Here is a 12280-nt window from a genome sequence, read left to right on the forward strand (position 1 = left end):
CCATGCGCGCGATCGTTTCCGCGCTGTCCAGCACCATCTCCTCGCGCACCCGCACGCCGATGCGGCGCAGCTCGGCGGCGATCATCCGGCCGGCCCACGCCTGCGCGTCGAAGCGGATGAACGGCAGCGCATCGAGCAGCGCGCCCGCGTCGCGTTCCGCATGACCGGGCGGCGCGAGCAGCCAGAAGCGATCCTCGTACAGCGTGGTCCACGTCAGTTCCGCCGGATGCGGGCGCACCGGGCGCGTCGTGATCGCCGCGTCGAGCTCGCCGGCCGCGACGCGGTTCGCGAGTTCCACCGACATGCCGGCCGACACGTGCACGCGCAACGACGGATGCGCGGCACGCAGCGCGAGCAGCGCGTCGGGCAGCGGGCCGGACAACGCGGTCTGGATCGCGCCGATCCGCAGCCGGCCGACCAGCTTCTTCTCGTCGCTGAGCGCATCGGGAATCCGGTCGACCATCGCGAGCACCTGCTCGGCCTGCGCGAGCAGGATGTTGCCGGCTTCGGTGAGCACCGGCTGCCGGCGCGAACGGTCGAACAACTGCACGTTGTATTCGCTTTCGAGCGTCTTGATCTGCAGGCTCACCGCCGATTGGGTGAGGCCGATGGCTTCGCCGGCGCGCGCGAAGGTCCGGTAGCGGGCGATGGCGACGAGCGTTCTGAAGGCGCGGAGTGACATGGGCTCGGTGAGATGGGCGAACGGGGCCGGCACGCGGATTGCTCGACGATGCCGGCGGTGCAGTGGCGGCATGCCGCTCGGGGCGTCGACGACCGCCGAAGCGGACGGCTGGCGCCGGCACGCTGGCGGACATCATGCCCGTGCGTGCGGAAACGGGCAACCGACGCGCGCCCCGGTCTGCGCCGAAAGGCGCGGTGCGGGACGGGCGGATCGGCCGCTGCGTGCTTTCGTGCATGGCGTCGTGCCGGACATGCACGTCTGTCCGCGCACGCGTGAGCGGCCGTGGCCGTGCGTGCCGCCCGCTTCCGTTTCATCGATGCGCCGGGGCGACGCGAGCCGTTGCGGTCACCCCGACCCTTCGCGGAGGTAACGACGATGCCAGACGATCCCGGTGAAGTCGCGCGTGCGAGCTATCGCGCGTATGTCGACAAGAACCGCGACGCGATCGAAGCGCTGATCGCGCCGGACTTCCATTTCACGAGCCCGCTCGACAACCGGCTCGACCGCGACGCGTATCTGGCGCGCTGCTGGCCGAACAGCGCGATGCTCGCAGGATTCGAGTTCGTCGACGTGGCGGTGCACGGCGAATACGTGTTCGTCGTGTACGAAGCCGTCACGACCGCCGGACGGCGGTTTCGCAACGCCGAGCGATTGCGCGTACGCGACGGCCGGATCGTCGAGGCCGAGGTGTATTTCGGCTGGTACGTGCCGCACCAGGCGCCCGATGGCGGGTTCATCGAGGCGGGCGGGTGAAGGCAGTCGCGTGCATCGGCGCACTCATCCCGCCGCGTCTTCCCCCAACGCCTGGATGAACCGCGAAAACAGCTCGGGTTGCGACGAAATCCCGAGCTTTGCGTACAAATGCCGCCGATGCACCTTCACCGTTTCCGGTGAAATCGCGAGCCGCTCGGCAATCGCCTTCGACGAATTGCCGCGCAGCACCATCCGCGCGATCGACATCTCGCGGTCGGTCAGCACGCCCGCGCCGAAGCGGGCGAGCGCCTGTTCGACGCGCGTACCGAGATCGGCGTCGGGCGCCGCACGTGCGGCGTCGCCCACCAGCCTCCAGTGCTGCCGAATCACCGCGAGCACCCACGGCATCGCGGCCGTCAGCTTGCCGAGCGGTTCGACGTCGAAGCGCGTCGACGCACCGAGCGACAGCGACAGCAGCGTGTCGGCATTCGGCCGCACGAGAATCTGGATCTCGTCGTCGCCGACCGCGTCGCGGAAATAGCTCAGGAAATACTCGCTCTGCCGGAACAGGTCGGGCGCGACTTCCTCGAGCCGGTAGCAGCCGTCGGCGAGCCCGTCGTGCGCGGCCTGCAGGAACGGATCGAGCAGATATAACCCGTTCAGGTAAAGCGGCACGGGCGACGCGGTGTCGGTGCCGCCCGTGTCGTATTCGTCGAGCACGAGCGGTACGCCGTCGCTGCCGATCGCGGTCGCCAGCGCGTTGTCGAACGGCGCCATTTCATTGAGCAGCAGCACCAGGAATCGCCAGAAGCGCGGCTGGCCGAGATGATCGATTGCGCGGCCAAGCGCCTGGTGCATCGCGATTTCGGAAAAGAGACGATCCATACCACCACCGGAAGGGCGTAACACGAAGGGGGAATAGCGGTCCTGAAATTGGCTTCCTAGACTGCCACGCAATCAATCGGGCCCGAGTATGGGCGTTCAAAAACAGGTGGCATAGGAGCACAGGAGAACGAAATGGCGATGATGTCGGAATCGACGGGCAGCGTGCAAGCGGCGCCTGCAACGGAAGACGCGCCGCGCGCGTTGTCGCAGACGCTCAGCGTGCGCGATGCGGTGATGATCACCGTATCGGGCGTGACGCCGGCCAGCTCGATCTTCGTGATCGCGCCGTTCGCGATCCAGCAGGCCGGCAGCGGCGCCGTGCTGTCGTTCCTGCTCGGCGGCGTGCTCGCGCTCGCGTTCGCGCTCTGTTACGCGGAACTGAGCGCCGCGCATCGCAGCGCGGGCGGCGAATACGTGATGGCCAAGCGCGTGTTCGGCACGTTGCCCGGCTACCTGACCTTCATCACGGTGCTGTCCGTCAGCGTGTTCATTCCGGCCGTGCTCGCGAGCGGCGCCGCGCCGTACCTGAACAACGCACTCGGCACGCACTTCGGCAACCAGTCGGTCGCGCTGACGATCGTGCTGCTCAGCTATCTGCTCGGCATGTTGAACATCAAGACGAACGCGTGGATCACCGGCGCGTTCCTGGTCGTCGAAATCGGCGTGCTGATGCTGATCGCGGGGCTCGGCTTCGGGTCGCCGCATCGCGGCGCCGAAGTGCTGATCGCCCCGGTCGTCGCAAGCGGCAATGCCCTCGTGCCGGCGACGCTCGCGGCCATCGTGCCCGCGATCGGCACCGCGATCTTCTGCTACAACGGCTTCGGCTCGGCCGCCTATCTCGCGGAAGACCTGCGCGGCGGCAACCGCAACGTCGCGAAGGCGGTGATCTATTCGCTGCTTGTGATCCTCGTCGTCGAACTGGTGCCGCTCACCGCGATCGTGCTGGGTGCGCCGTCGCTGACCGAACTGACCAAAAGCCCCGATCCGATCGGCTATGTCGTGCGCTCGCTGAGCAATCCGGCCGTGTCGCGCGTGGTCAGCGGCGGGATCTTCCTGTCGGTGTTCAACGCGATCATCGCGATCGTGATCACGATGGGCCGCCTGCTGTACAGCAGCGGCCGGCATGCGCTCTGGTCGCGCACCTGCAACCGCGCGTTCTCGACGATCCATCCGCGCCTCGAATCGCCGTGGCTGGCGACGCTCGCGCTCGCGATACCGTCGGCCGGGCTCGTGTTCGTGTCGAGCCTCGACGAGCTCACCGCGTTCACGGTCGACCTGCTGCTGCTGATTTATCTGGTCGTCGGGCTGGCCGCGCTCGCGAGCCGGTTCGTGCGCCGCGACGTCGAACATCACTACCGGATGCCGCTGTGGCCCGTGACGCCGCTCGTCGCGGTGGCGGGCGCCGCGTATACGCTTTACACGACGCTGGCGACCGCGACGAAACCGACCGACCTGATCATCATCGCGGGGCTGCTGGTCGCGGCGCTCGTGATGTACGTGGCCTGGGCGCGCCACAGCGAAGCGTTCCGCGCGCTCTGAGCACCGGATCGATACCTTGCGCCACCGATACACCGAACCATTGAAAAATCGAAAGACGGGAGGAATTGCATCATGCGCACGAGGGATCTCGGCATCCGCATCGGCCTCGGCACGCCGGGCCGCTTCAACGCGATCACGGACGTACCGGGTGTGCGGGTCGGACATTGCACGCTGAACGTCGAGAACGGCGACGCGTCGATCCGCACCGGCGTCACCGTGATCGAGCCGCGCGCGGGCGCCGCGCACGATTCGCCGTGCTTCGCGGGCGTGCACGTGCTGAACGGCAACGGCGACGCGACCGGGCTCGAATGGATTCGCGAAGCGGGCCTGCTGACGACGCCGATCGCCTATACGAACACCCACAGCGTCGGCGCGGTGCGCGACGCGCTCGTCGCGAACGAACGCGAAGCGGCGGCCGGCCGTGTGTACTGGTGCATGCCGGTCGTGATGGAAACCTACGACGGACTGCTGAACGACATCTGGGGGCAGCACGTGAGCGCCGCGCACGTGCAGCGCGCGCTGGCCGCCGCGCAGTCGGGGCCGGTTGCCGAAGGCGGCGTGGGCGGCGGTACGGGCATGATCTGCCACGAGTTCAAGGGCGGCATCGGCACCGCGTCGCGCGTGCTGGCGGACGATGCGGGCGGCTGGACCGTCGGCGCGCTCGTGCAGGCGAACTACGGTGTGCGCGAGATGCTGCGCGTGGCCGGCTACCCGGTCGGCGAAGTGCTGCGGCATGTGCATTCGCCGTTCCGCGAAGCCGACGCGAAAGGCGAAGCCGGCATGGGTTCGATCGTCGTCACGATCGCAACCGACGCACCGTTGCTGCCGCATCAATGCACGCGTCTCGCGCAGCGCGCGAGCGTCGGGCTCGCCCGCGTCGGCGGCGGCACCGAGGATTCGAGCGGCGACATCTTCCTTGCGTTCGCCACCGGCAACGCCGGCTTGCCGGCGGTGAACTACGGCAGCAAGGGCGCGCCGACCACCGGCGTGCAAATGGTCAACAACGACCATATTTCCGCGCTGTTCGTCGCGGCGGCGGAAGCGGTGGAGGAGGCGATCGTGAATGCGCTGGTCGCGGGCGGCGACGTCGCATCGCGCGGGGCGCGGGTCGAAGGGCTCGGGCAGGCGCGCTTGCTGGATGCGTTGCGCGAAGTGGGTTGGCGGCCGGGGCGCGGCGCCTGAAACGGCAAGCGCCGCTTCAATCGAAGCGGCGTGGGGCGGGGCGGCGATGCGGCGATCGGCCGGGCCGCCGTCCGCCCGCGCTTGCGTTGCATGCAATGCGGGCGATACGGGCCGGGCCGTGACGACGCAGCGTCATGCTCAGCTGCCGAAGTAGATGTTGCAGAAGCTGACGGGGCCGACGCAGGCGTTCGGGTCTTCCTGCTTCGATTGCGCACGATCGACGCGGCCGGCGGCCTGGATCGCCTCGGCGCGGTTCGCCTGTTGCGGTGCGGCGTCTGCCGGTGCCGGCTGCGCGTGAGCGACGGCAGCGGTGAGCGACAGGGCAACGAGGGCGAGGTGCAGCGGCTTCATTTTGTTTCTCCTGGGTGAGTGCCAGTCTCGCTGGCAGTGAGGAAACTATAGGCTCGCACTGCTTAAAGATTAATCACCGCGGCTGTAGAGCTTATTTCCATCCGGAACAACGATCCCGTTGCGCGCGCACACATTCTTCAATGGCGGTGCCGGTTGAACGGCGCGTCCTTGTCCAGCAGCGCGCTGCGCATGAAGTGCAGGCAGCCGACGATCCTTTGCATGCTGCGGCGCGCGTCGGGCACCGCGTACCACGCCTGCAGCGTGTGCTGTGCCGCGCGAATCGCGAGATTCACCGATTTCAGCGTACGCGCATGGCGACTGGGCGTCGGATCGTCGAAGAAGCGCGGCAGTTCGTTCAGCACCGCATCGATCGAACCGGTCCAGCGCAGCGTCTGCGGCGGTTTCGACGCGCAGAACGCGTGCAGCTCGTCGCGCAGGTCGATGACCGCGTGGCCGACTTCGAGCGTCGACAGCATCCAGCGCAGTGCATCGCGATGCTGCCGCGTACGGCGCACCAGCAGCGTGCGCAGTTGCGCCATCAGGTCATGCGTGCTCGACTGGAAGCGCTGCGCGAGGCCGTCCGGCGCGCCTTCGCATGCAAGCGTCACCTGGCGGCGCAAGTCGTGCGCGATCCGGCCGGTGAGCCAGGGCATGTGGGTCGGGAATACGACGGCGAACACGAGCGAGCACGCGAGCATCGCGACCACGACCGCCAGCCCGTTGTTGATCAGCACTTCAGGCGTATACGCGATCGTGTTGTCGGGGCCCGCAAGCAAGCAGAAGAACACCGCGAAGCCGATCCCGTAGCCGGACAGGCCCGGCCGCATCGCGAGGAACGCGCCGAGGCCGAGCACCGGCGCGAGCGCCGCGCACAGCAGCGGAAAACCGTCGATGTTCGGATAGACGTAGCACAGGAACAGGTAGCCGACGGCGGTCGCGAACGCCGCCCCGACGCCCATCTGCGCGACGAACTTCGGCGCGCGCGGCGACGTCGAGCTGAGTGCGCACGCGATCGCGGTGGCGATCACCGCGAGCGAGCCGCTCGGCCATTCCGACGCGATCCAGAATGCACTCATCGCGCCGACGGCGACCACCGTGCGCAGGAAGGCGAAACCGACGAAGAACGCATTGGTTTTCACCGCGTAATGCGTGACCGAGCGCTCGAACGCGTGATCGTCCTGGTCGAGCGACGCGTACGTGTCGACGTAGCCGAGATATTCGCCGATGAACCGGTACAGCAGCTCGATCGCGGTATCGAAGTCGAGCAGGCCGCCGGCCGCATGGTCCTCGAGGGTTCGCCGCGACGCGCGCGCGGTCTTCGGCAACGCACCGTGGAAGCGGCGCAGTTCGAGCAGCGCGCCGGTGGCCGGTGCGATGCCGCGCTGGCGTTCGTCGCGCAACGCGGCGAAGCGCAGCGCGAGTGCGTCGACGTGCGGCGCCAGCGCGTCGAGCACCGCGTCCGACTGATTCGCGCGCAGCCGTTTGACGAGCTGGTGCAGCGCATGCAGCCGCGTGCACGCGTTCATGAACTCGCTGTTCAGCCGCGCGAGCCGGCGGCTGCGCGCGCGAATGTGCGGGTCCTCGAACGATGCGAATGCACGGTTGGCTTCGAAGCCGACGATGTCGTCGACGAAATCGGCGAAGCGCCGCTCGAAATCGCCGCGCGCGACGTTGCCCGCCAGCGCGCCGGCCGTGAACGCCGCGAACGTCGCGTGGCGCGCGCTCAACGAACGCATCAGCGCCTTCGCGGAACTCAACGGCAGGATCAACGCGCTGACCGCGCCCGAGCACGCGATGCCGAGTGCGACTTCCGCGGCGCGCGTGAGCGCGGACTGGAACAGCGTCTGCGGTGTCATCACGGCCGGCAGGCCGATCAGCGCGGCCGTGTAGCCGGCGAGCACGAAGCCGTACCAGCGGAAGTGGCGGTTGCGCACCGCGAGCGCGATGCAGCCGCCGATCCACAGCGTGATGCCGGCCATGTACAGCTCCGGCTGCTGCGCGAACAACCCACCGAGCGCGAGCGCGCCGACGAGGCCGGCCGCCGTGCCGAGCACGCGGTAGAAGCTTTTCGCGAACACCATGCCCGACAGCGGCTGCATCAGCACGAACACGGTCGTCATCGCGGTGCGCGGCTGCGACATTTCCAGACGCATCGCGATGCCCATCGCCAGCAGCGCCGCGAGCACGGTTTTCGCGAGATGCAGCCAGATCAGCCCGTCGGTCGCGGCCCAGTCGCGCGCCGCGTTGCCGAGCGGATCGAGCCATGGCCTCCATCGTGCCGGTTCGATGGAAGGTCGCTCGATCGCAGGTTGTGGCTTCATGAAAAGAGGGCCCAGGGCCGACCGGGCGAAGCGCCGCGGTACGTCCGAACGGGTCCGTTCGACTGGTGAGGCGCCGATTGTAGGAGTGCGGCGCCCGTGCATTAACGCAGTTGCGGGGAAACGATAGTTGCAGCCGACGTAACAATCTATCGCGCGCAGTGGAGGAAAATGGCGGCTCCGCTACAGGTTGCTCACAGGAATGGATACGCTACAAAACATGCGGGTGTTTTCGCGCGTCGTCGAGACGGGCAGTTTCACCGCCGCCGCGCAATCGCTGAATTCGACGACGGGCGCGATGTCGCGCGCGGTGTCGGAACTCGAGGCGCGCCTGCGCACCCGTCTGATGAATCGCTCGACGCGCCGTCTCGCGCTCACGTCGGCCGGCGAAAGCTATCTGCGGCGCTGCCGCCAGATCCTCGCCGACGTCGACCGCGCGGAAGAAGAGGCGAGCTGCGCGCACGAGCGCCCGGCCGGCGTGCTGCGCATGCACAGCTTCGCGAGCGTCGGTCATCACTACGTATTACCCGCGCTGACGCGCTATCACGCGCAATTCCCGGACGTGTCGATCGAGCTGTCGCTGTCGCAGCGGATGCCTGACCTGTTCGACGGCACGAGCGACATGGCCGTCGTCACCGCATCGTCGCTGCCTGATTCGGAGCTCGTGTCGCACCTGCTCGGCTCGACGTTCAGCATTCTGTGCGCATCGCCCGACTACGTGAAACGGCATGGCGTGCCGGCCCGCCCGCAGGATCTCGCCGCGCACGCGTGCCTGACGCTATGTACGCCGGCGTTCCCGACGCACGAATGGGTGCTCGAAGGGCCCGACGGCGTCGAGCAGATCCATGTCGCCGGGCCGGTGCAGACCAATACGGCCGAATCGCTCGCCCTCGCGATCCGCGACGGCATCGGGATCGGCATGCTGCCGCTGTATTCGGCAATCGACGCGCTGCGCGACGGCACGCTCGTCCGGGTGCTGCCCGCGCATATCCTGCAGAAGATGAACGTGTATGCGCTGTACCCGTCGCGCCGCTTCGTCGATGCGAAGGTGCGGACCTGGGTCGAGATGCTGCGTGCGCAGGTGCCGACGATGATCGCGCGCGACGTCGAGATGCTGAGCGCGATCGACCGCGAACCGCAGGCCGCCTGAACGCAGGCCGTCTGAAACCCGCTCGCGCATCGGCGCGCGGCGGGTTGCTTCATGCAAACACCCGATACGCATCGCTCGCCACGCATGCGTGATGCGAGCGACGCGCATCGTCACAGCGCGGGCCTGGCCGCCGCGCCCGATTCGGTGGCCGGCTCGCCGGCCGGGCCGTAGGCGGCCCGCGCCGCTTTTCGCTCGGCGAGACGTTTCGCCTGCAGCCGTTCCTGCGCCGCGAGGATGTCGTCCGGATAGTTGCCGATTTCACCGCGCGCCGGGTTGTAGCCGACCGATTCGAGATCGACCAGCTCCTGCAGCACCTGCGCGCGCGTGACGGGCGACTTCGCCTGCTGGGCGAACGACAGGGCCGGTGCGGCGAGCAGGACGGCAGCGGCGGCGGTAACGACGAGCGATTTCACGTGGTTCTCCTGAATACGGGGTGGGTGGCCGGATCGACACGCCGCACGCGATGCGCGGCTCCGACCTTCGACGTCAGTCTACGCAGCAGGCCGATGCGCAAACACCCCGAATCCAGGAGGGCTGCCTTCCAGAAGCAACAACATTGGCGCGGTCGCCCGCACCGGGCGAAACCGTGAGCGCACACGGGCGCCGTGCATACGGGCGACGTCGCGCGCTGCCGGTCAGAACCGCGTGCGCATGCCGATCGTGCCGACGACCTGGTTCGCCGTGCTCGATGCGCCGCCCGACGTGTTGATGAACGCCTGGTAACCGCGGCCCGACGCGTGCTGAAACATCGCTTCCGCGTACAGGTCGGTGCGGCGCGACAGCTTGTACACGGCCTGCAGGTTCGCCTGATGCCATTTCGGGTCGGTGCCGTGCTTGCTGTCGGGATTCGACACGCTGGCGTCCGTGTACACATAGGCCGCGCCGACGCTGACGGCCGGCGTGACCGCATAGCGCACGTTCACGTCGTAGTTGTTGAACGCGATCTGGCCGCTCGAGCCGAACGCGCCCGTGTTGTCGTACTGCGAGCGCGTGTAGACGAAGCCGACGGTCGCCGGGCCGAACACGTAGCTGACGCCGCCGCCGTACGTGCGCATGCGGTCCGAGCCGATCGACCAGCCGCCCTGGTTCAGGCTCTTCGCTTCGGCCGAATCGGTCGCGCCGGGGCTCGCGCTCGTCGAACCCTTGGTACCGTTCATCTGCAGGTACGCACCGGCCAGCTTCAGCGGGCCGTTCGTGTAGCTCGCGGCCACGCTGTATGCGCGGTTCGCGCTGAAATTCGCCGAGTTGGAAAACGCGTACAGCGCGCCGACCTTGAAGCCCGCGATCGTGTCGCTCGTGTACTTGACCGCGTTGTTGATGCGCAGCGAGTGGTTCAGGTTGTCGTTGTCGAACGGATGCGCGAAGCCCGTATCGCCGAAATCGCCGGACGTCGCCGACAACGGCGCGACGAAGTCGACCATCGTGTCGTACTGGCGACCGAGCGTCAGCGTGCCGTAGCCGGCCCGGCTGAGGCCGACGTACGCGTGCCGGCCGAACAGCTTGCCGTCCTGGCCAAGCCCGCCGTTGTTCGCGTTGAAGCCGTTTTCGAGCACGAACAGCGCCTTCAGCCCGCCGCCGAGATCCTCGGTGCCGCGCAGGCCGAAGCGGCTGCCGTTGATCGTGCCGGTCGTCATGCGCCACTGCGACGCGCCGTTCACGTTGTTGGTATAGGCGATGCCGGCGTCGATCAGGCCGTACAGCGTGACCGAACTTTGCGCGTGGGCGAGCGGCGTGAGGAGTGCGGCGGCGCCTGCGCCGGCGATCAGGGTTTTTTTCATCGGAAAGCTCCTGCGGGTGGGACTGGAAACCAAAGTTCGGCGCAAGTATAGGAATGCGCGGCACGCGCACGGCCGTCCGGGCCGCGAGCGCACTGTTCCAGATCCGACAAGCATCCTTCACAAAACTGACACGACGCGGCGCGCACACCCTGGGCAGGCGATTCCTGCGTGGCGGGCGGCCCTCGGCTTCCGCCCGGTACAGCCTGGTTGTCGTGTCGATGCAACATGCGTGACACGTGCGCGCATCGCTGCTTTTCCTCCATACTGGCCGTTCGGACCACACGGCCGCCGACGCAGATCGCGCGATCGTGTCAATGCAGCACGACAAGAGGCCTCCCCATGAACCTGTTCAACGTACGTCTGCGCGGCCGCGACGGCCTGTTCACGATCGGCGTCGATGCCGGCAAGATCGCGCGGATCGATGCGCAAACCGCGCCGATCGCGTCGACGAACCCCGACCATATCGACGGCGGCGGCCGTCTCGCGATTGCGCCGCTCGTCGAGCCGCATATCCACCTCGATGCCGTGCTGACGGCCGGCGAACCCGCGTGGAACATGAGCGGCACGCTGTTCGAAGGCATCGAGCGCTGGGCCGAGCGCAAGGCGACGATCACGCACGAGGACACCAAAGCGCGCGCGCATGCGGCGATCGGCATGCTGCGCGACCACGGGATCCAGCACGTGCGCACGCACGTCGACGTGACCGATCCGACGTTGGCCGCGCTGAAGGCGATGCTGGAAGTGAAGGACGAGGCGCGCGGGCTGATCGATCTGCAGATCGTCGCGTTCCCGCAGGAGGGCATCGAATCGTTCGACGGCGGCCGCGCGCTGATGGAGCAGGCGATCGAGCTCGGCGCGGACGTCGTCGGCGGAATTCCGCATTTCGAGAACACGCGGGAGCAGGGCGTCAGCTCGATCCGCTTTCTGATGGATCTCGCGGAACGCACGGGCTGCCTCGTCGACGTGCACTGCGACGAAACCGACGATCCGCATTCGCGCTTTCTCGAAGTGCTCGCGGAAGAAGCGCGCGTGCGCGGCATGGGCGCGCGCGTCACCGCGAGCCACACGACCGCGATGGGTTCGTACGACAACGCGTACTGCTCGAAGCTGTTCCGGCTGCTGAAGCGGGCGGGACTGAACTTCATCTCGTGCCCGACCGAGAGCATTCATCTGCAAGGGCGCTTCGACACGTTTCCGAAGCGGCGCGGCGTCACGCGCGTCGCGGAACTCGACCGGGCCGGCATCAACGTGTGCTTCGGGCAGGATTCGATCAAGGACCCGTGGTATCCGCTCGGCAACGGCAACATCCTGCGCGTGCTCGATGCGGGCCTTCATATCTGTCACATGATGGGTTACCAGGACCTGCAGCGCTGCCTCGACTTCGTGACTGACCACAGCGCGACGACGATGCATCTCGGCGATGGCTACGGCATCGAGATCGGGCGGCCGGCCAATTTCGTCGTGCTCGACGCGGACAGCGATTACGAAGCCGTACGCCGGCAGGCGAAGGCCACGCTGTCGATGCGCCACGGGAAGGTCATCATGCGGCGTGAGCCGGAGCGCATCACGTATCCGGATTGACGCGGAAGGCGGGTCATCGCGGCCCGCCGGCCCTCATGTATTCAACAAATGCATGAGTCGATTCGAAAAATACGTTTGTCTCATGAGAGGCGGGGGCCTACGATGCGGTCCTGATGACGGC

Annotated in this window: 11 protein-coding genes; 5 read left to right on the top strand and 6 right to left on the bottom strand. The window is 67.6% G+C overall.

The window, feature by feature from the left end:
• Nucleotides 1–682: LysR family transcriptional regulator (locus H3O04_RS28565; protein WP_237666461.1), on the bottom strand; the 682-nt coding region annotated here is incomplete at its 3' end.
• Nucleotides 683–1057: 375 nt separating this feature from the next.
• Here H3O04_RS28565 and H3O04_RS28570 point away from each other — a divergent pair.
• Nucleotides 1058–1435 carry a nuclear transport factor 2 family protein gene (locus H3O04_RS28570; RefSeq protein ID WP_006482852.1) on the top strand — a complete coding sequence of 126 codons (378 nt, stop codon included), beginning with the start codon at nt 1058–1060 and terminating at the stop codon, nt 1433–1435.
• Between the two features lie 24 nt (nt 1436–1459).
• Here the strand turns inward: H3O04_RS28570 and H3O04_RS28575 are convergent, their stop codons facing one another.
• Complete coding sequence (locus H3O04_RS28575) at nt 1460–2260, bottom strand: helix-turn-helix transcriptional regulator (protein WP_034174815.1); 801 nt, start codon at nt 2258–2260, stop codon at nt 1460–1462.
• 132 nt (nt 2261–2392) lie between these two features.
• On the opposite strand from H3O04_RS28575, the gene H3O04_RS28580 reads away from it, so the two are divergent.
• Both H3O04_RS28580 and H3O04_RS28585 read left to right on the top strand, forming a co-directional pair.
• Nucleotides 2393–3799, top strand: a complete 1407-nt coding sequence (locus H3O04_RS28580) for an APC family permease (RefSeq protein ID WP_202588949.1) — start codon at nt 2393–2395, stop codon at nt 3797–3799.
• A 72-nt stretch (nt 3800–3871) separates the two neighbouring features.
• On the top strand, nt 3872–4981 hold the full coding sequence (locus H3O04_RS28585) for a DmpA family aminopeptidase (protein WP_011547765.1): 1110 nt from the start codon (nt 3872–3874) through the stop codon (nt 4979–4981).
• Nucleotides 4982–5119: 138 nt separating this feature from the next.
• Here H3O04_RS28585 and H3O04_RS28590 read toward each other — a convergent pair whose 3' ends face one another.
• On the bottom strand, nt 5120–5332 hold the full coding sequence (locus H3O04_RS28590) for a hypothetical protein (RefSeq protein ID WP_012338215.1): 213 nt from the start codon (nt 5330–5332) through the stop codon (nt 5120–5122).
• Nucleotides 5333–5469: 137 nt separating this feature from the next.
• Nucleotides 5470–7653: an FUSC family protein gene (locus tag H3O04_RS28595; RefSeq protein WP_034174814.1), complete on the bottom strand. Its 2184-nt coding sequence runs from the start codon at nt 7651–7653 to the stop codon at nt 5470–5472.
• A gap of 199 nt (nt 7654–7852) precedes the next feature.
• Here H3O04_RS28595 and H3O04_RS28600 point away from each other — a divergent pair, with 199 nt between their 5' ends.
• On the top strand, nt 7853–8800 hold the full coding sequence (locus H3O04_RS28600) for a LysR family transcriptional regulator (RefSeq protein ID WP_202588950.1): 948 nt from the start codon (nt 7853–7855) through the stop codon (nt 8798–8800).
• Nucleotides 8801–8910: 110 nt separating this feature from the next.
• Here the strand turns inward: H3O04_RS28600 and H3O04_RS28605 are convergent, their stop codons facing one another.
• Complete coding sequence (locus tag H3O04_RS28605) at nt 8911–9213, bottom strand: DUF4148 domain-containing protein (protein WP_077179268.1); 303 nt, start codon at nt 9211–9213, stop codon at nt 8911–8913.
• Between the two features lie 222 nt (nt 9214–9435).
• Nucleotides 9436–10578: a porin gene (locus tag H3O04_RS28610; RefSeq protein WP_011694731.1), complete on the bottom strand. Its 1143-nt coding sequence runs from the start codon at nt 10576–10578 to the stop codon at nt 9436–9438.
• Nucleotides 10579–10917: 339 nt separating this feature from the next.
• On the opposite strand from H3O04_RS28610, the gene codA reads away from it, so the two are divergent.
• Nucleotides 10918–12159, top strand: a complete 1242-nt coding sequence (gene codA, locus H3O04_RS28615) for a cytosine deaminase (RefSeq protein WP_202588951.1) — start codon at nt 10918–10920, stop codon at nt 12157–12159.
• Nucleotides 12160–12280 lie beyond the last annotated feature (121 nt).

Origin of the sequence: Burkholderia sp. KCJ3K979 (assembly GCF_016759955.1) — a bacterium.
GTDB classification, from domain to species: Bacteria; Pseudomonadota; Gammaproteobacteria; order Burkholderiales; family Burkholderiaceae; genus Burkholderia; species Burkholderia orbicola.